This is a genomic window from Plebeiibacterium marinum, assembly GCF_026013615.1.
Taxonomy (GTDB): domain Bacteria; phylum Bacteroidota; class Bacteroidia; order Bacteroidales; family Marinilabiliaceae; genus Saccharicrinis; species Saccharicrinis marinus_A.
Genome location: NZ_JAPDPI010000008.1, coordinates 121,505 through 140,215, shown reverse-complemented (window position 1 = coordinate 140,215; position 18,711 = coordinate 121,505). Strand labels below are relative to the sequence as shown.

Genomic DNA, 18,711 nt, shown 5'->3' with positions numbered 1-18,711 from the left:
TTTCAAATATTTCATCTTAACTTTATAAATAATTTACAAAAGAGTTATCATATTTGGCATACCTAAAACTCAAATACCATGTTGCTAAAAAGTATCAATCCATCCAGTGGAGAAACCATCAGGGAATACCCTGAACACCAATGGGAAGAAATTGACCAGATTATCCGCAATGTAAAAACTGCTTTTAAATCGTGGAAAACAACCACGCTGACATATCGTATTGAACGCATCAAAGAGGTAGCCCGTCTTTTAGAAATTAAAAAAGAAGGCCTGGCATTTACCATTTCCATAGAAATGGGCAAACCCATAAACGAATCAAGGGCCGAAATAGATAAATGCATATGGGTATGCCATTATTATTGCGACAATATTGAAACATTCCTGCAAAAGAGAATCATCACCACCGAAGCTCAGGAATCCTATATCTCATTTCAACCTTTAGGCGTTGTTTTGGCCGTTATGCCCTGGAATTTTCCTTTCTGGCAGGTATTCAGGTTTGCTGTACCCGCCATATTAGCCGGGAATACAGCAATATTGAAACATGCATCAAACGTTCCGGGATGCGCTATAGCCATCGAAGATTTATTTAACGAAGCCGATTTCCCTTACGATGTATTCCGCACCGTTTTGGCCTCCAACCGCAAAGTAGAAAGAATGATTGCCAACAAACGGGTATCGGCTACAACCTTAACAGGAAGCACCAAAGCAGGACAGTCTGTTGCTGAAACCGCAGGCAGGTACCTGAAAAAATGCGTACTGGAACTTGGAGGTAGTGATCCTTACCTGATTTTTGATGATGCCGACTTAAATCATGCGGTAGATGCCTGCGTTAAAGGCAGGCTCATCAACACCGGACAAAGCTGCATCGGTGCCAAAAGGTTTATTGTTACCCCAGGTATTTACAACGATTTTGAAAACCTGTTTGTTGAAAAAATGAAAGCTGCCACTATTGGCGATCCTTTTGATGAGAAAAACCAGCTGGGACCAATGGCCAGGGGCAATATCCGCGAAGATATATTAAGCCAGGTGAACAAATCGGTATCAAAAGGGGCCACTCTTTTATGTGGCGGTCAGTTAATTGATAGTCCGGGCTATTATTTCCCTGCCACGGTGTTATCCAATATTCAGCCCGAACAACCAGCCTATAGTCAGGAACTTTTTGGCCCGGTGGCCTCTTTAATCAGGGCTACAGATGAGCAGGATGCCATCCGTATTGCCAACGACACCACATTTGGGCTGGGCAGTGCCATTTTTACCTCCGATATTGAAAAAGCGAAACAAATTGGCGAACAAGAGCTGGAAGCCGGCTGTTGCTTTGTTAACGACTTTGTCCGTTCAGATCCCCGTTTGCCTTTTGGCGGCATTAAGGAAAGTGGATACGGAAGGGAACTATCGGTATTTGGACTATACGAATTCATAAACATCAAAACTATTTACGTAAGGTGATTACACCAATTATAATATATGGATTTCAAAGAAGCTTTAGTAAAAACATCTAACATTTGTGCCCGACAGGAAAAATGCATATCCGATATGGAGAAAAAACTGCGCGACTGGCAGGTAGAACCCGAAATTCAGGAACAGGTCATCAACCAACTGATAAAAGAAAAGTTTATTGATGAAAAAAGATATGTAAAATTCTACATCAAAGACAAATTCACGTTTAACAGATGGGGGAAAATAAAAATCAAATGGCAGCTAAAATCCAAAAACATTTATGGAAGCTGGATCGATGAAGAACTTAAACAAATTGATCCTGATGAATACCGTATGGCTTTGGCGCAATTATTGATACAAAAGCGGGCAAAAATAAAAGATCCCGATCCTTATAAAACAAAAGCCTCTTTGATCAGATATGCATCTTCAAGAGGTTTTGAGCCGGATTTAATATACCAGGTTATTGAGGAACAAATAAAACTTTAATCCATGGATAAAAACTTTATACCAACATCAGGCAAACGGCTTTTGGCCATTCTATTTATAACTACAACATTTATTTCCTTAAATACAGTTTCGGCAAAAAAGAAACCGGATTGGGTAAAACAACGCCCCAACAACCCGGACTATTATATTGGAAGAGCAGTAGCTTTAAAGCAGGGAAGTGAAATTACCTACAGAAGCGAAGCCAGAAACAAAGCCCTGAAGCAACTGAGCTCCGAGATAAAGGTCAACATCTCGTCAAACTCAATACTCAGTCAGTTTGAAAACAATTACCAGGTTAAAGAACAGTTCGAATCAAAGACATACGAATCGGTAGAAGCCACACTTGAAGGCTATGAAGTATTTACCTGGGAAGGCAAAAAAGAATACTGGGTAATGATGCGCCTGTCGAAAGAAAAATATGCCTTGCATAAAAAAATGAAGCTCGACAACGCAAAAAAGATAAGTGCCACATATTATTACGAGGGGCAGGAATCAATCAATAAGGGAAGCATTTACCAGGGACTTCTTTTTTACATCCAGGCCATAAAAGCCATCAAACCCCATGTTGGCGAAGACCTTACCTACAGGGACATCAACGGAAACATAAACCTTGGATCCGATATTTTTTCGGCAATACAGGATGCATTTAAAAAGGTAAAACTACAGCCCGAACACAATTCCTACCAGATACAATTCAGCAAGGAACTAAAAATGCCGCTCACCCTGGAAGCCTTTTACTACGATGAAACCGGCGATCAGGTTTTGCTACCCAACATCCCGCTTAGGTTCTATTTTTCGCAAGGAGAAGGAGAGCTTACCAAAGCAACCACCACCAACAATGAAGGGAAAGCTGTTTGCGACATCCACCGGTTAATTTCGAAAAGAAAAAACCAGCAGATTACCGCTACTTTTAATACCGAAAAGTTTTATGAAGAAGAAGCGGACGATACTAAGGTGCTGCTCCAGGCTTTTTTTCATGAAGAATTGCTGCCTTCTGCAACATTTAATATTGAAGTCCAAAAATCCTCAGCATATATTGAAATCAACGAAACAGTTTTTGGTGACCAACCCTCTTCCCAAACATTTGGCAACATGATGCGTGCCGAATTAGCCCAAAGCTATTTTAATATTACCCAAAATAAAAACGAAGCTGATTTTGTTGTGAAAATCAACACTAATTTTGTGGCAGGGGATGAAAAAAAAGGCCAAGGCTATTCGCTCTTTATAGTGTTTGTTGAATTTCACATGTCAATAACCGACAATAAAACCCATATGGAAATATTTGCCGATGGCTTTAGCGACTTTAAAGGCATGCTGCCGGGAAGCTACGAACATGCCTTAAAGGATGCCCGCCAAAAAGCCAAACAAAAAATCATAAACGATATTTTACCCAAAATGGAGCAGGTAAACCTATAATATACATCGGCCAATACACAAACAACCATTTTCAGGAATTCGTCATATAAAAATTGTTATTTAAAAGCAGCTGCCCTGTTTAATAATTATCTACTTTTGCCATTTCATTATTTGTTATGGCAAAAGCTAGCATATCCAATTACGTAAACATCATTATTTCAATGACCTTTTGGGCTTTTTCCTTCGTTTGGGTAAAAGAGGCTTATGAATCATTTGGGCCGGTAACCACCATTTTTTTCAGGCTAATTATCAGTTCGTTTTTGCTATTCGTTTTTTTAAAATTGACCAACCGCCTAAAGCCTGTAAAAAAAGAGGATTACAAATTATTTATTTCACTGGCTTTTTTTGAGCCATTTTTATACTTCATCAGCGAAAGCTTTGGCTTAAAAATGGTATCCAGCACATTAGCTTCTGTAATTATTTCCACCATACCAATATTTACATCGGTATTTGCCTATTTTATATATAAAGAAAGACTTACCCTCATCAGTATATTCGGTATCATATTTTCCTTTACAGGGGTTGGGGTGATGATTTTCGAGGGCGGATTTCGGCTCAACGCCCCCTTATTAGGAATTGCACTGATGTTTATAGCAGTTTTGTCAACTATTGGATATTCACTGGTTCTAAAAAAACTGGCCCTCAAATACCCTCCGGTCAACATTATTGCCTATCAAAACCTTATTGGCATATTTATGTTCCTGCCAGTTTTTATGGCAGTAGAAATGAAAAACCTGCCATCTATACAATTAAAAACAAATGCAGTAATTGCCATTATTGAGCTGGCTGTTTTTGCATCGACAATAGCATTTATCACATTTACCAAATCAATAAAAAACCTGGGTGTAACCAAATCAAATATTTTTATAAACCTCATCCCGGTTCTTACGGCATTTTTTGCCTGGTGGATTTTGGGAGATATTATTACAGTACAAAAAGCCACAGGCATAACCATTGTGATTGCCGGTTTATTTATTTCGCAAATAAAAAAGAAAAAACATGCAGCTTGACCTCGAAAGATATAAAGAGATGGCAAATAATAAAGCCAGGGAAAACAAGGCTTTTACTACACGGTTAAGAAAGAAAAAACCTAAATCCCTTGACGATTCAGTATTAGCTGCCCACCATGAAGCCTTTGAAAGAATCGATTGCCTGGAATGTGCCAACTGCTGCAAATCCATCAGCCCTATTATTATAGACAGGGACATTGACCGTATTGCCAAACACCTTAAAATGAAAAGGTCGGATTTAATAGACCAGTATTTTGAAATTGATGAAGACGAAGATTATGTATTTAAAGAAACCCCATGTCCGTTTTTAATGCCCGACAACTATTGCATGATTTACGAGGTTCGTCCGCGCGCATGCCGCGAATACCCTCATACCGACAGGAGGCGCTTTTATCAGATATTAAACCTGACTTACCGAAACACTTTTGTATGTCCGGCTGTTTATGAAGTATTAGAGAATTTGAAAAAGGAATATTAAAATCAATTACACTAAAATGATAAATTTGTCGTTGTAAAGGAGATGGCTAGGTTAATTATGACAAGACTACATATAATTATAATAATATGCCTTTCGATTTTTCAGATTTCGGAAGCGCAGATGGGAGGAGAAAGCACCTATGACTTTTTGAATCTTACAACTTCGGCAAAAGTGGGTGCGCTTGGCGGAACAAACGTCTCTATCTCTGACAGCATAGGCGATTTGAACTTTGTTTTCCATAACCCTGCCCTTTTAAAGGCAGATATGGACAATGCGCTGGCATTTAACTACGTTCCATACATTGCTGACATTAACTATGGCTATTTTGCATATGCAAAACACTTCCGCGACCTTGGAACATTTGGACTTGCCGTGCACAACGTAAATTATGGTAGTTTTACCCGCACTAATGAGTACCACGAAGAGCTAGGCACCACCAATGCAGCAGAATATGCACTTATTTTAACCTATGCCAGAAAACTAACCCCAACCATTTCGATGGGAATGAGCGTAAAGCCAATATATTCAAAGTTTGACACCTACACTTCGTTTGGTTTGGCAACCGATTTTGGATTTAACTACATCCGAAGAGACAAAAACTTCTCAATGGGAATCGTACTGAAAAACCTGGGTTCGCAAATTTCCACATACGAAGATACCAGTGAAGACATGCCCTCGGATTTACAAATAGGATTCACAAAAAAGCTTGCACATGCCCCTTTCAGGTTTTCGTTAACCGCACAACACCTGCTCGATTGGGATTTAACCTACGAAAGAAGCGATAATTCTACCACTACAGGCCTTTCAGACGGCACTGAGGATGATCCATCTTTTGGTGACCAGTTAATGCGCCACATGGTTCTGGGCATAGAGTTTCTTCCTGCCAAAAACTTCCATATTGATTTTGGATATAACCATCGCAGAAGAAAAGAACTGGGCTACGAAGAAAAAATGTCGACAGCAGGTTATTCCTGGGGGTTTGGCTTTAGAATATACAAATTTATGTTCTCTTATGGTTCAGCGCGTTATCACCTCGGAGGCACATCGAACCACTTTTCAATAACAACAAACCTTTCAAATTTTTAAAATATTTTATGGGCTTAGCCCTGCCTATCTCAAACAATCATAGTATTTTTACCAGCTCAAAAATTCAACAATGACGATAAAGAACTCAAAGCTGGTTATTGCTATTGATGGTTATTCATCGTGCGGCAAAAGTACGGTGGCAAAAGATCTGGCAAAACTCTTAAATATTATTTTTATTGACTCCGGGGCAATGTACAGATGTGTTACTCTTTATGCCCTGAACAACGGGTTAATATCTGGAGACAATATTGATCAGAAAGGATTAAAATCTGCGTTACAAAACATTACCATCAGCTTTAAATTTGATGCTGAAAGCAAGACAAACGAAACATACTTAAATGGGAAACTGGTTGAAAAAGAAATCAGGAGCCTTGAAGTAAGCAACCATGTAAGTAGTATCAGTGCCATTGGTTTTGTTCGAAAAAAGATGGTGGAGCTCCAGCAAAAAATGGGAGAAACCGAAAGCATTGTGATGGATGGAAGAGACATCGGGACTGTGGTTTTTCCGCAGGCTGATTTAAAATTATTTATGACCGCCTCACCCGAAATCAGAGCAGAAAGAAGATTTAAAGAGTTTCAGGAAAAAAATGAGAACATCAGCTTTGAAGAAGTGTTGGAAAACGTAAAAAAACGCGACCACATTGATGAAACACGAGAAGAAAGTCCGTTAATGAAAGCTGATGATGCCGTTGTTTTAGACAATGGACGTATTGGAAAAGAAGAACAGCTTAACTTTATTGTGCAGGAACTTAAAAAAAGAAACCTCATAAACTAAGTCAGTTGTTAAATATCTTTAAATAAGATTTATATAACAAAGTCACTAATAAAAATTATAGATAAAAGTGTCATCTTTGGTCATCGAAATCGATCCTTCATCAGGATTTTGTTTTGGAGTTGTAAAGGCAATAGAAACTGTTGAAAACGAACTTCAGGATAATGGCATTTTATATTGCCTAGGCGATATAGTTCATAACAACATGGAAATGCAGCGCTTACAAAACAAAGGCATGATATCGATTAGCAAAAATGAAATTGACAACATTAAAAGCAACAAAATATTTATACGTGCCCATGGGGAACCCCCTCAAACATATCAGCAGGCCAAATCCAGAGGTCTTACTATAATTGATGCCACATGTCCGGTAGTTTTAAAGCTCCAAAGCAGGATTAAAAGCTCCTGGAAGTATTTAAAACCCATTAACGGACAAGTGCTCATTTATGGCAAGAAAGGCCATGCTGAGGTAATAGGTTTGGCGGGGCAAACCAACAATGAAGCTTTTATTATTGAATCGATGGATGAAGTATCAAAAATTGATTTAAACAAGCCCACTCACTTATATGCCCAAACAACCAAAAGCGTTGACGAATTTAAACAGATAGCCACCTATCTGAATGAAAACATAAGTGAAGGGACCGAATTTAAATCGTTTGATACAATATGCAGACAGGTTGCCAACCGGTTACCAAAAATTACAGCTTTTGCGCAAAAGCACGAGTTGATCATTTTTGTGGGAGGAGAGAAAAGCAGCAATGCCCAGATGCTTTTTAAACAATGCCTTAAAACCAACAAGCAATCATATTTTGTAAGTAACAAAGAACAGTTGAATTCAGATTGGTTTAAAATGCTTCCTAAATCAATAGGGATCTGCGGAGCAACATCCACACCCCCCTGGTTAATGCAACAAATTGCGGAGGAAATAAAAGAAATAACGAAAGACAAATAAATATGGGACAAATCAAAAAAATTGGTGTATTAACATCGGGAGGTGATGCACCAGGCATGAATGCTGCCATACGCGCAGTGGTTCGTGCTGCCGTATATCACAAACTACAGGTTGTGGGTATCAAGCAAGGATACCATGGTTTAATTACAGACAAAATTAAGCCAATGAATTCAAAGTCGGTAAGTAACATTATCCATCAGGGTGGAACCATATTAAAATCTGCCCGAAGCCAGGAGTTCAGAACAGTTGAAGGAAGGGTAAAAGCATTTGAGAATGTAAAAAAGCATGGTATTGATGCCCTTGTTGTAATTGGTGGAGACGGAACTTTTACCGGAGCAAGGCTTTTTGGACAAGAACATAATATTCCAATCGTTGGGGTTCCCGGAACTATAGACAACGACTTGTATGGAACCGATTACACTATTGGATACGATACTGCATTGAACACTGTAGTTGATGCCGTAGATAAAATCAGGGATACAGCCAGTGCCCACAGCCGCCTGTTCTTTATTGAGGTTATGGGCCGCGATGCCGGATTCCTGGCACTAAGAAGCGGAATTGCCTCAGGTGCTGAAGCGGTAATGGTACCAGAAATTGACACTGATTTCAAACAGTTAAATAAATTCCTTGAACAAGGGATGAGAAAAGATAAAAGCAGCAGTATTGTTTTAGTTGCTGAAGGCGAAAAAATCAGCGGAGGAGCCATCCAGGTTGCAGAAAGGGTTTCGAAGGAATATCCTGAATACGATACCCGCGTTACCATCCTGGGACACATACAACGAGGAGGCACCCCATCTGCTTTCGACAGGGTTACAGCAAGCAGGCTTGGCGTTTCTGCAGTAGAGGCCTTGATTGATGATCAGAAGAGCATAATGGTTGGTCTGGTAAATAAAGAGGTTGTACACGTTCCTTTTAACCAGGCACTAAAAAATAAAAAGAAGCTAAATCCGTCACTACTGGAACTAACAGAAATCCTATCGATATAATCAGAGTAAGGATTTATACATACAATACAAAAGCTGTCCCAACTTCGGGCAGCTTTTTTTATGCATTAACAACTACCTTATAAATTAACACACTACCAATATAAAATTTCGAATATAAACCACGAATTAAATTACTCACCACCTTGATAAATGTGCTTATTTTCTTAATTTTGCGCCAAGTCGGCATTTTTTGCATAAATTTTTCACTATCAAAACGGTGAAACCTGGTATTATTTCCTTTTGGGTGCAAATAAATGGCGATTTAATCATTTAATTTACATTGCATAATTAAGATAAAATGAGTAGCTCAAAAAAAATTAAATCTGCACTTATTTCGGTATTCCACAAAGATGGATTAGATGAAATAATTAAAACTTTAGATAAGCAAGGCGTTCAATTATACAGTACCGGAGGAACTAAAACCTTTATAGAAGACCTTGGCATCAAAGTTACCGCAGTTGAAGATATTACAGGTTATCCTTCAATTTTAGGAGGAAGGGTTAAAACTCTTCACCCAAAGGTATTTGGCGGAATCCTTTCAAGAAGGGATAATACTTCAGACAAAGAGCAACTTGATGAATTCGAAATTCCGGAACTGGACCTTGTTATTGTTGATTTATATCCTTTTGAGGCCACAGTTGCTTCTGGGGCTTCTGAGCAAGACATTATTGAAAAGATAGATATTGGTGGCATCTCTTTAATCAGGGCAGCTGCTAAAAATTATAAAGATGTTGTTATCGTTCCATCACAAGATCAATACAAAGATTTATTAAAAATTCTTGTTGAATATGATGGAGTGACAACCATTGACGAAAGAAAAGTATTTGCTGCTGCCGCTTTTGGAGTTTCATCGCATTACGACTCTGCTATCTTCAATTATTTTAATCCTGATGTTGAAGACATGGAGCGCATCAGCTTAAACAACGGTGAAGTTCTTCGTTACGGAGAAAACCCTCATCAAAAAGCAACCGTTTACAAATACAACAACATTAAAGAAGGTGCTTCTTTAGCCAATGCTAAAGTATTGCAGGGAAAAGCACTTTCATACAATAATATGCTTGATGCAGATGCTGCATGGAAGGCAACAAGTGATGCTTACCATTCGGTTACCCACATTGAAAACAAACAAGCCGTTGCTGTTGTTAAACACCTAAACCCATGCGGATTGGCTGTAACAAACGACATCATGAAGTCACTGGAGCTAGCCTGGGCAGGCGACCCGATCAGTGCCTTTGGAGGTATCATTGCTTTTACAGGGACTGTAACAGGCGAAATTGCTGAATGGTTTGCCAAGCGTTTTGTTGAAATCATTATTGCCCCTGAATTTACTCCTGAAGCATTAGAGATCTTTGGAAAGAAAAAGAACCTACGCTTACTTGAAACCCCAATCAAAAACGAAATCACTGGCGAAAAGCTGATCCGATCAGTGAGTGGAGGTATTTTAGTTCAGGATGAGGACGAAGGTGTTGATACTGATTTTAAAAACGTAACAAAGCTTGAGTTTGATGCTACAAAAATGGAATTAGCCAAGTTTGGTATCACAGCTTGCAAGCACCTTAAGAGTAACGCCATTGCCATTGTAACCGAAAACGAGGATGGTTCATTCTGGTTAACAGGAGCAGGAATGGGGCAACCAAACAGACTGGATAGTTTACGCCATTTAACAATGCCTCGCTTCGATATGAAAGAAGGTGTTAACATAGAAAGCTCTGTAGTCATCTCAGATGCATTTTTCCCATTCCGCGACAGCATTGAAGCTGCCAACGAGTACAATGTGAAATACATTGTTGAACCAGGCGGCAGCATTCGTGACGAGGAAGTTATTGAAGCATGTAACGAATTTGGAATAGCTATGCTATTTACAGGAAAACGTCATTTTAAACACTAAAACACCTGAACCTTATGGGATTTTTTTCATTTCTATCTCAGGATATAGCAATTGACCTTGGTACGGCAAACACAATCATCATACATAATGATAAAATTGTAGTTGACGAACCATCTATAGTTGCATTAGACCGCAGGACCGATAAGCTTATGGCTATTGGTGAAAAGGCAAGACAAATGCATGGTAAAACCCATGACAACATTTATACTATCCGCCCCTTACGTGATGGTGTGATTGCTGACTTTAATGCTGCTGAACAAATGATCAGGGGCATGATTAAGATGATCAACACCAACTCGCGACTTTTCAGTCCATCGTTAACCATGGTGGTATGTATTCCATCCGGAAGTACGGAAGTTGAGATAAGGGCAGTTCGCGACTCCTCAGAACACGCAGGAGGAAGGGAAGTATATATGATTTATGAACCAATGGCAGCAGCTCTTGGTATTGGATTAGATGTTGAAGCCCCTCAAGGGAACATGGTTGTTGACATAGGTGGAGGAACCACTGAGATTGCAGTAATTTCATTGGGTGGTATTGTTACCAATAAATCAATCCGTATTGCCGGAGATGATTTAACGGCAGACATCATGGAATATATGCGCCGCCAGCACAACATTAAAGTTGGCGAAAGAACTGCAGAAGAAATAAAAATCCACGTAGGATCAGCTCTCCCTGAATTGGAAGAACCTCCTACTGATTATATTGTACAGGGACCAAATCAGATGACAGCGCTTCCAATTGAGGTACCTGTATCGTACCAGGAAATTTCGCACTGCTTAGAAAAGTCGATCTCTAAAATTGAGACGGCCATCCTGAGTGCCCTTGAGCAAACTCCTCCGGAACTTTATGCCGACATTGTTAACAATGGAATTTATTTAGCAGGAGGTGGTGCTTTATTAAGAGGCCTAGACAAGAGACTTACTGACAAGATCAATATTCCATTCCACATTGCAGAAAACCCACTCCATGCGGTTGCAAGAGGAACTGGCATTGCCTTGAAAAACAGACACAGATTCTCATTCTTAAAGAGATAACAACATTATCATACTAAAAACGGTCAGAAATTTCTGGCCGTTTTTTTATTCCCTTTCCTACTTCAAAAAAAATGCAACACCAAAATAACACAGGCATCCCCACCCCATACATCTACTTTTGATCTATCCTATAATTGATTCCATTAACCCTTTCAGAAGTATTTCATTTTTTCCTATTTTTGGCAGGGTCTAGAACTTCAAACATGAGAAAACTTTGCAAGCTCGCTCTTATTATTGTTACATTGCTTTTTTGTTTTAATATCTCAGCACAAAACGTACTGGATAAAATCAACAAATACGAAAAAGCAGTCTTCTCAATTTCTTCGTATACTAAAGACGGGATTCTAAATTACACCACTTCCGGTTTTTTTATCAGCCCTGACGGCATTGGACTTGCCCCAAGTAAAGTTTTCCTAAAAGCTGACTCCATAAATATTACCCTAAGAAATGGACGAACTTATGGGGTTGACAGAGTATTATCCACTCACAAAATAGCCAACCTGGCAATGTTCAAAGCATACGACTACAGAAAAAAGGGATTTAATTACATTGTTCCTTCGCAAAATACAGAACGAAACCAAAATGAAGTACTGATCATATCTCATCCTAACGAAACAGAGGATGGCGTTTCATTGGGGAAAATATCAAAGATTTTTCAGGCCCCGTTTCTGGACAGAGTGGTTTTTATCGATTCAAATTTTGACAGGATGAGTGAAGGATCACCTGTAATCAACAATCAGGGAGAACTGGTAGGCATTGCAGGATTTTCAAGAAAATCAGGCATCCATTACTACATTAGCACCCATACCCTAAACGACACATTGTGGACAGACCACCCATACAATGAATGGCAAAAATCATTATATAACTACCATTCTTCAGACTTAACAACCTATATGCATAAAGGGATCATACATTTTTTAAATGAAGAATGGATTGAAGCCGCCAAAAATTTCAGTCTGGCGATACGGCAAAGCCCCAACAATGCCGAGGCCTATATTTTAAGAGGCGAATCCAGGCGTCAATATGAAAATTATGTTGGAATGAGGGATGATTTCAAAAAAGCAAGGTCCCTTTCCCCGAATGAATTTTTAGTTGATTACTTTGATGGGAGAAACCTGCTGAAACAACATAAAAGACAGGAAGCATTTTATAAATATGTATCCTCAATTGAAAAATACGACAGCTATGCTCCGGCGCTTACCGACTTTGGACTTTTAGCAGTGGAACTCCGAAAAGATATAGAAACTGCATTAAAATGTTACAACAAATCAATTGAATGCAGCCCGCTATACGCCAAAGGGTATTATGAAAGAAGCAGATTATTACAACAATATCTAAACAATGACAGCCTGGCAATGGAAGATATTGAAAAAGCCATTAGCCTCGACAAGTTTTTACCAGGTGCCTACTCCATAAGGGGCACCTTAAAAATACTGACCGAAAACTACATGGATGCCATTTCCGATTTTGACAGAGCCCTTGATATAGATCCCAATGACACCCATGCCCTGTTCAATAGGGGACTCGCATATTTTAACCTGGGCATGAAAAACAAATCATGCAGCGATTGGGAAAAGGCAGGACAATTAGGCCATTTTAAATCCATTAAATACATAAGTCGGTATTGTAGCAAGGTGACAACAAAAAACATTGGGAAGTAAATCCAACTAAAAAAACTAAATTTGCCAAAAAACTATTATTCATGACTACTATTGAACAGCTAAAAGATTTAGCGGGACGCCAGTTGGCGTTAAGGAGGTATCTTTGACATCGACCGCAAAAAGATAGAAATTGAAGAAGAAGAAATGCGGTCTCAGGCCCCCGATTTTTGGGAAGATGCAAAAAAAGCAGAGGTTCACATGAAAAACCTTCGTGAACTCAAGGCTTGGGTAAATGACTATGAGGAAATCGAAACTCTTATAGAAGACATCAATGTTCTTTTTGATTTTATGAAAGATGGAGAAGCATCCCAAGAAGACATTGACGAACAGTTTACCATTGCTGTGGAAAAAACCGAAGCACTTGAACTCAGAAATATGCTCCGCAGGGAGGAAGACAAAATGGGCGCAGTGCTAAAAATAAATGCAGGTGCCGGAGGAACAGAAAGTCAGGACTGGGCAGAAATGTTGATGCGTATGTACATCCGGTGGGGTGAACAACACAAATACAAAGTTAAAGAAGTCAACTACCAACCTGGTGACGATGCCGGTATAAAAACCGTTACATTGCAGTTTGAAGGAGACTTTGCCTATGGCTATTTAAAAAGTGAAAACGGAGTGCACCGCCTGGTTCGCCTTTCCCCTTTTAATGCAGCTAACAAACGCATGACATCCTTTACCTCAGTATTTGTTACTCCATTAATTGATGATTCCATAGAAATTGAGATCAACCCGTCTGACATTACCTGGGATACATTCCGCTCAGGAGGAGCTGGCGGACAAAATGTGAACAAGGTAGAAACAGGTGTTCGGTTACGACATGCCCCTACAGGAATCATTATTGAAAACACAGAATCACGCTCTCAGCTTGGCAACAAAGAAAATGCCATGCGCCTGTTAAAGTCGCAACTGTACGAGATGGAATTACGCAAACGCATGGAAGAGCAAAACAAGGTTGAAAGCAATAAGAAAAAGATTGAGTGGGGTTCACAAATCCGATCCTATGTATTTCAACCCTACAAAATGGTTAAAGACCTTAGAACAAATACAGAAACCTCAAATGTACAAGCTGTAATGGATGGAGACCTGGATGCATTTATCAAGGCCTATCTTATGGAGTTTGGAGGAACTGAGAACAATTAAAAGATCATCAAAACCACAAAAACATATATCATGATCATGTATTTACATAACCCTCGTTGTTCAAAAAGCAGACAGGGACTGGAATATCTTAAAGAGCAAAAAGGCATTACGCCAATGATTGTTAAATATTTGGACACCCCACTTAATGCATCCGAAATCAGTCAGCTACTAAAAAAGCTGGGCATAAAACCAGATGAATTAATGAGGAAGAACGAAGATTACTATAAAAAAGAAATTAAAGGAAAAGATTTTTCTGACGAAGAATTAATTCATGCCATGGCTGAAAATCCGAAACTAATTGAAAGACCAATTGTGATCAATGGCGACAAGGCAGTGATTGGAAGGCCGGCTGAAAAGATAGATGAGGTATTGTAAAGGATACTATTCGGGGCGCGACTTTTTGCCGCACTCCGAATCACCTACTTGCGTCCCAGGAAATTTAAGGTACTTAAACAATAATTTTTGGACAGCTCCATTTTTAATTGAGAGTAAACCTGCCTCTTCAAGGCTATCAGCCGTAATTTCTTTCATATTAAAATAATAAGTTTAAGCAAAAACCGGTTCCTTCACATGCCCACTGTGGGCTCTAACTATGGTTGAGATAATCCAATCTGTATCATCTGCATAATCCACATTTACAGTTTCATCATTATCCAACCATTGCTTAAACTGCTCTTTATCCACACTCTGCAAAGTGTCAAAAACCGGCACCCCCATCGAACGCAACATCTCTGCATTGCATTGTTGTTCATACTGCCCCTTCATAGGTAACACACACAGCTTCTTTTTAAGAAACAATGCTTCAGCAGGGGTTTCAAAACCAGCATTGCACAACACACCCTTTGATGAAACCATGCTACTGACGAACCCTGTTTTATCAACAGGCTGCACTTTAACATTTTTAAAAACAAAGGGTTTCTTATTATGTTTCGAAAACACTTCCCAGTTCACTTCACCATAATCTTTAAGAAACCCAACAATGGTCTCATCTGAATACGATGGTAAATAAACTGTAAAATGGTTATTTTCTGTAGGCATCACCGCTCTGATATCTTTACGGATTACAGGAGTAAAAAATCCATCTCCCAGAGTTTTAAAATGAAATCCATAGTTTTTATTTGTAGGTGCATAATACTTTAAAATAAGCTTTCCGATCAAGCTTTGAACTTTGGGCTTTGGGGCATTTTTATGCAACACAGCACTCTGATGCGAAATACCAATACATTGTTTTAATTTTAACTTGCACGACCAGGCAACCACTGGTTCAAAATCATTAATCACCAAATCATAATCCCGCACAGGAACCTTAAGCATTTCATAAAAAAAATTAGAAAAGCTGATATTCTTTATTGTTTTCCAAAAATCCACGCCTCCCTGTTTCCCAAAGATGAAACTTGCCCCATGCAAACGATACTTTACTTCCCAGGGCAATTGAATATCGCTTTGGTTTCCACTTAAAACCAAATCTACTTTCCCAATTTTTTTTAATATTGGAATCACATCTAAGGCTCTTGCCACATGGCCATTGCCGGTACCTTGGATTGCATATAATATTTTCATGTGTCAAAAATTTGCTTTATAAAGGTCACATGCCTGCCTGTCGGCAGACAGGGAACTCGCCACTTTAGTCATTCTCCTGTTTGAGAAAACTTTTTCATAGCTCGTTTCATCTCATTATAATTTTTACCTTCAAATGTATTCGACGAAATAGCTGACAATGCCTCTCCTGTATTTGTAAAACAATAAACTATTCTTGCAGAGACTATAAATCAGGTAGAAACTAATCGCTTAATACATCCCTAAACATGGACTTAAACAGAACTTTATCAGATCCCAGTAATTGGTCAACATTCTCAATATCTTCCTCTTCTTCATTCAGTTCATTATCATGTGAGTTAAAATATACCAGGTGCCAGTCATTATTTTCAAATTCAAGAGCGGTCATGTTTTCAACCCAATCGCCAGAATTGAGGTACATAACTTTTCCATTTGAGTTATGAATAATTTTTTTTGCAGGCCAATGTATATGTCCGCAAATAGCATATTTGTATCTCTTTTTAATAGCCAACCCGGCCACAGTTTTTTCAAAACGGGTAGCAATATCCGTACGTTTTGTTTTAACCATCCGTTTTATATCACGAGAAAGGGAAATTCTTTTTTGCCCAAACAACGCCAACAGGCTATTGACCATTTTATTAAGGGCAGTAAGCAAGGCATAACCTGTTGCACCAAGCTTGGCAAGCCATTTAGAGTGTTGCATCACAACATCGAATGCATCACCATGGAAAACCCAGCTTTTGGCACCATTAATATCCAGAACAACCTTGTTTACAATAGACAAATTCCCTACCGACAATCCTACAAAGCGACGCAAAGCTTCATCATGGTTACCCACAATGTAATGCACTTTGGTTCCTTGCTCCATCATTTTAATTATCTGACGAACAACCTTTAACTGTATTTTTGGAAAGTATGATTTTGAAAATTGCCAGATATCGATGATATCACCATTAAGCAATAAATGTTTGGGCTGCACTGACTTCAGGTAAGTCAACAATTCCTTTGACTTGCAGCTTCGTGTGCCAAGATGGGTGTCTGAAACAACAACTGCTTCCAGATTCCGGGGTTTCTTCTTCTCTTTTTTAGTCATTTTACTCCAACAATTATTGGAGTAAAACTATAGAGCAAACAAAAACTTTTCGTGAACTAAAGAAGAAGAAATCGTAAATATTTCCAATTAGGTTAACTTAATGTAAAAACCTAATAATCACTACTCCTCAATCAAAATCACAAAAAAAAGGTGATTGAAACCCGTTCCAATCACCTCCCTATATTTTTAGGCTGATTTTACGCCATCATGGGCAAAATCCCTGACTTTCGTTTATCCAGTCCACGCTGCCATTTCGAATGCAGATCATATTCAAAGCTGGCGGATACACCCTCGGTTTTTACCAGACTGGATCTGTTGGCTATAATCAATGATTTTTCTTTGCTTAACTTATTGGGAAACACCAAATATGAAACATGAGCCATCATACCTTCTTTGATAACATCAATATCAGAAGACAAAACATTCACCGTAAAATCGACCTTGGCATCCTGACATACCTGTATCAGTTTTTCAATGGATTTAAAATTTTCGGTGTCATTAAAAGTATACAACACATTCGAAATACGCTTGTGCGCACTAAGCATCAACTCTACCTTTAAAGCATCCTCTTCACTTCCACTAGTTTCCAAAGCAAAATAATTTATGCTTAAATCTTTACAGATAACCTCCAATTCACCTAAAGATTCCTTTGACCCTACTACAAGAAGGTCATCTTCGAATGAAATAGTTGATGATACAACTGTTTTTATAGCCAAATGCTGAGTTTTGCGTAAAAAAATGGCTTCGTAACCAGACAAATAAAAACTATCGGAATGTGTATCTGTAAAATTATTATTTTGACCAGACAAAGTAAATGTTTCAAGCCGCTTACCCTGCAACATTTCCCTATTCTCTAAATATCCTGCTAAACCCATAATATCCCATTATAAAATCAAACACAAAAATATTTCAATTTAACTGCTCCATTTTTACCCATGCCTTAATGCTTTGTTAAATTATCCCTAAATTCACAGTATCACATTGCAGTTACTTATTTTATAGACAACTAAAACGTTAAACACACTTAGCTTATTTTATTAGTTCAAATTCGCAAAACATTTTAACTTCGCATTAAAATATCACGCAATGAAACTAATTTACACACTGATTGTACTTTTTATTGGCTGCCTACTCGCAATACAAGGCAGTATCAATACACAGTTAACTACTTTTTTAAAACATCCTCTGCAGGGAGCCTTTGTAAATTTTTTTGTTGGTACAATTGCCTTAATTGGTCTCAATTTTTTGTTCAAAACTCAAATTCCTGATTGGGGACATTTAAAGACAGCACCCTGGTACCTTTTTATTGGTGGTATGATGGGCGCTATTTTTGTTTCTTCTGTTATTTTCTTTATTCCTAAAATTGGTGTTACTACTGTTTTGGCAGCCTCCATTGCCGGACAGCTGATTGCAGCTTCAATTATTGACCATTATGGATTTTTCGGGATTTCCATACACCAAATTAGTGCAGGCAGAATATTTGGTATTTTGTTATTGCTTGGCGGAATATTTTTTATTCAGAAATATTAAGCAAGAACCGTTTATGCCTGACAAGGAGTAGGTTTTGGCTCTTCCAGAATGGCTTATATGTGTTGCAAACACATTTTTAAAGACTCAAGAGACATTTTTATTTGTTAGAGAATTTAAAATCTCACAATATTACTTGTTATTCCATAAAATAGCTTGACAAATTTTACATTAAATTGTTT

At 38.5% G+C, this 18,711-nt stretch carries 19 protein-coding genes; 15 read left to right on the top strand and 4 right to left on the bottom strand.

The genetic code is table 11. From position 1 onward, the window contains the following. The first annotated feature begins 78 nt into the window (after window positions 1-78). From OM074_RS06135 to arsC, 14 genes are all read left to right on the top strand, one after another. Window positions 79-1,446 (top strand): NAD-dependent succinate-semialdehyde dehydrogenase, encoded by a 1,368-nt coding sequence (locus OM074_RS06135; protein ID WP_301198489.1) that lies wholly within the window; start codon window positions 79-81, stop codon window positions 1,444-1,446. Between the two features lie 18 nt (window positions 1,447-1,464). Next, window positions 1,465-1,923 (top strand): regulatory protein RecX, encoded by a 459-nt coding sequence (locus OM074_RS06130; protein WP_301198487.1) that lies wholly within the window; start codon window positions 1,465-1,467, stop codon window positions 1,921-1,923. A 3-nt stretch (window positions 1,924-1,926) separates the two neighbouring features. Then, the gene (locus OM074_RS06125; RefSeq protein ID WP_301198486.1) at window positions 1,927-3,339 is read left to right on the top strand and encodes an LPP20 family lipoprotein; all 1,413 of its coding nucleotides are present in this window, start codon (window positions 1,927-1,929) and stop codon (window positions 3,337-3,339) included. A gap of 116 nt (window positions 3,340-3,455) precedes the next feature. Then, on the top strand, window positions 3,456-4,349 hold the full coding sequence (locus OM074_RS06120) for a DMT family transporter (RefSeq protein ID WP_301198485.1): 894 nt from the start codon (window positions 3,456-3,458) through the stop codon (window positions 4,347-4,349). Continuing rightward, window positions 4,339-4,827, top strand: a complete 489-nt coding sequence (locus OM074_RS06115; RefSeq protein ID WP_301198484.1) for a YkgJ family cysteine cluster protein — start codon at window positions 4,339-4,341, stop codon at window positions 4,825-4,827. The genes OM074_RS06120 and OM074_RS06115 overlap by 11 nt, the downstream gene beginning before the upstream one ends. Before the next feature lie 57 nt (window positions 4,828-4,884). Beyond that, window positions 4,885-5,913, top strand: a complete 1,029-nt coding sequence (gene porQ, locus OM074_RS06110; RefSeq protein ID WP_301198483.1) for a type IX secretion system protein PorQ — start codon at window positions 4,885-4,887, stop codon at window positions 5,911-5,913. A gap of 70 nt (window positions 5,914-5,983) precedes the next feature. Then, entirely contained in the window at window positions 5,984-6,688 is a 705-nt protein-coding gene (gene cmk / locus OM074_RS06105) for a (d)CMP kinase (protein ID WP_301198482.1), read from the top strand. A 67-nt stretch (window positions 6,689-6,755) separates the two neighbouring features. Beyond that, the gene (locus OM074_RS06100) at window positions 6,756-7,637 is read left to right on the top strand and encodes a 4-hydroxy-3-methylbut-2-enyl diphosphate reductase (protein ID WP_301198481.1); all 882 of its coding nucleotides are present in this window, start codon (window positions 6,756-6,758) and stop codon (window positions 7,635-7,637) included. Window positions 7,638-7,639: 2 nt separating this feature from the next. Beyond that, entirely contained in the window at window positions 7,640-8,623 is a 984-nt protein-coding gene (gene pfkA, locus OM074_RS06095) for a 6-phosphofructokinase (RefSeq protein WP_301198480.1), read from the top strand. Between the two features lie 298 nt (window positions 8,624-8,921). Beyond that, complete coding sequence (purH, locus tag OM074_RS06090) at window positions 8,922-10,511, top strand: bifunctional phosphoribosylaminoimidazolecarboxamide formyltransferase/IMP cyclohydrolase (protein WP_301198478.1); 1,590 nt, start codon at window positions 8,922-8,924, stop codon at window positions 10,509-10,511. Window positions 10,512-10,525: 14 nt separating this feature from the next. Further along, the gene (locus OM074_RS06085; protein WP_301198477.1) at window positions 10,526-11,548 is read left to right on the top strand and encodes a rod shape-determining protein; all 1,023 of its coding nucleotides are present in this window, start codon (window positions 10,526-10,528) and stop codon (window positions 11,546-11,548) included. A 203-nt stretch (window positions 11,549-11,751) separates the two neighbouring features. Beyond that, window positions 11,752-13,212, top strand: a complete 1,461-nt coding sequence (locus OM074_RS06080; RefSeq protein ID WP_301198476.1) for a serine protease — start codon at window positions 11,752-11,754, stop codon at window positions 13,210-13,212. A 41-nt stretch (window positions 13,213-13,253) separates the two neighbouring features. Continuing rightward, window positions 13,254-14,352, top strand: a protein-coding gene (gene prfB, locus OM074_RS06075) for a peptide chain release factor 2 (RefSeq protein ID WP_301198475.1) whose coding sequence is annotated in 2 segments (ribosomal slippage) — window positions 13,254-13,316 and window positions 13,318-14,352 — 1,098 coding nt in all. Because the reading frame shifts where the segments join, the coding sequence is not laid out codon by codon here. Window positions 14,353-14,382: 30 nt separating this feature from the next. Further along, window positions 14,383-14,727 carry an arsenate reductase (glutaredoxin) gene (gene arsC / locus OM074_RS06070; RefSeq protein WP_301198473.1) on the top strand — a complete coding sequence of 115 codons (345 nt, stop codon included), beginning with the start codon at window positions 14,383-14,385 and terminating at the stop codon, window positions 14,725-14,727. Window positions 14,728-14,733: 6 nt separating this feature from the next. Here the strand turns inward: arsC and OM074_RS06065 are convergent, their stop codons facing one another. The 4 genes from OM074_RS06065 to OM074_RS06050 all read right to left on the bottom strand — a co-directional run bounded on the left by OM074_RS06065 (window position 14,734) and on the right by OM074_RS06050 (window position 17,877). After that, complete coding sequence (locus OM074_RS06065) at window positions 14,734-14,883, bottom strand: hypothetical protein (protein ID WP_301198472.1); 150 nt, start codon at window positions 14,881-14,883, stop codon at window positions 14,734-14,736. 15 nt (window positions 14,884-14,898) lie between these two features. Beyond that, entirely contained in the window at window positions 14,899-15,912 is a 1,014-nt protein-coding gene (locus OM074_RS06060) for a glycosyltransferase family protein (RefSeq protein ID WP_301198471.1), read from the bottom strand. A 220-nt stretch (window positions 15,913-16,132) separates the two neighbouring features. Further along, the gene (locus tag OM074_RS06055; RefSeq protein ID WP_301198470.1) at window positions 16,133-17,002 is read right to left on the bottom strand and encodes a UDP-2,3-diacylglucosamine diphosphatase; all 870 of its coding nucleotides are present in this window, start codon (window positions 17,000-17,002) and stop codon (window positions 16,133-16,135) included. A gap of 197 nt (window positions 17,003-17,199) precedes the next feature. Then, entirely contained in the window at window positions 17,200-17,877 is a 678-nt protein-coding gene (locus tag OM074_RS06050) for a hypothetical protein (protein WP_301198468.1), read from the bottom strand. A gap of 211 nt (window positions 17,878-18,088) precedes the next feature. On the opposite strand from OM074_RS06050, the gene OM074_RS06045 reads away from it, so the two are divergent. Continuing rightward, complete coding sequence (locus tag OM074_RS06045) at window positions 18,089-18,532, top strand: DMT family transporter (RefSeq protein ID WP_301198467.1); 444 nt, start codon at window positions 18,089-18,091, stop codon at window positions 18,530-18,532. The last annotated feature ends 179 nt before the right edge of the window (window positions 18,533-18,711 follow it).

Bases quoted from the DNA above. Each gene is read 5' to 3' on its own strand.
- arsC (WP_301198473.1), top strand. From the start codon at position 14,383: ATGATCATGTATTTACATAACCCTCGTTGTTCAAAAAGCAGACAGGGA.
- OM074_RS06060 (WP_301198471.1), bottom strand. From the start codon at position 15,912: ATGAAAATATTATATGCAATCCAAGGTACCGGCAATGGCCATGTGGCA.
- OM074_RS06085 (WP_301198477.1), top strand. From the start codon at position 10,526: ATGGGATTTTTTTCATTTCTATCTCAGGATATAGCAATTGACCTTGGT.
- OM074_RS06045 (WP_301198467.1), top strand. From the start codon at position 18,089: ATGAAACTAATTTACACACTGATTGTACTTTTTATTGGCTGCCTACTC.
- pfkA (WP_301198480.1), top strand. From the start codon at position 7,640: ATGGGACAAATCAAAAAAATTGGTGTATTAACATCGGGAGGTGATGCA.
- OM074_RS06050 (WP_301198468.1), bottom strand. From the start codon at position 17,877: ATGGGTTTAGCAGGATATTTAGAGAATAGGGAAATGTTGCAGGGTAAG.
- OM074_RS06065 (WP_301198472.1), bottom strand. From the start codon at position 14,883: ATGAAAGAAATTACGGCTGATAGCCTTGAAGAGGCAGGTTTACTCTCA.
- OM074_RS06135 (WP_301198489.1), top strand. From the start codon at position 79: ATGTTGCTAAAAAGTATCAATCCATCCAGTGGAGAAACCATCAGGGAA.
- OM074_RS06055 (WP_301198470.1), bottom strand. From the start codon at position 17,002: ATGACTAAAAAAGAGAAGAAGAAACCCCGGAATCTGGAAGCAGTTGTT.
- OM074_RS06125 (WP_301198486.1), top strand. From the start codon at position 1,927: ATGGATAAAAACTTTATACCAACATCAGGCAAACGGCTTTTGGCCATT.
- cmk (WP_301198482.1), top strand. From the start codon at position 5,984: ATGACGATAAAGAACTCAAAGCTGGTTATTGCTATTGATGGTTATTCA.
- OM074_RS06120 (WP_301198485.1), top strand. From the start codon at position 3,456: ATGGCAAAAGCTAGCATATCCAATTACGTAAACATCATTATTTCAATG.
- OM074_RS06115 (WP_301198484.1), top strand. From the start codon at position 4,339: ATGCAGCTTGACCTCGAAAGATATAAAGAGATGGCAAATAATAAAGCC.
- purH (WP_301198478.1), top strand. From the start codon at position 8,922: ATGAGTAGCTCAAAAAAAATTAAATCTGCACTTATTTCGGTATTCCAC.
- OM074_RS06130 (WP_301198487.1), top strand. From the start codon at position 1,465: ATGGATTTCAAAGAAGCTTTAGTAAAAACATCTAACATTTGTGCCCGA.
- OM074_RS06080 (WP_301198476.1), top strand. From the start codon at position 11,752: ATGAGAAAACTTTGCAAGCTCGCTCTTATTATTGTTACATTGCTTTTT.
- porQ (WP_301198483.1), top strand. From the start codon at position 4,885: ATGACAAGACTACATATAATTATAATAATATGCCTTTCGATTTTTCAG.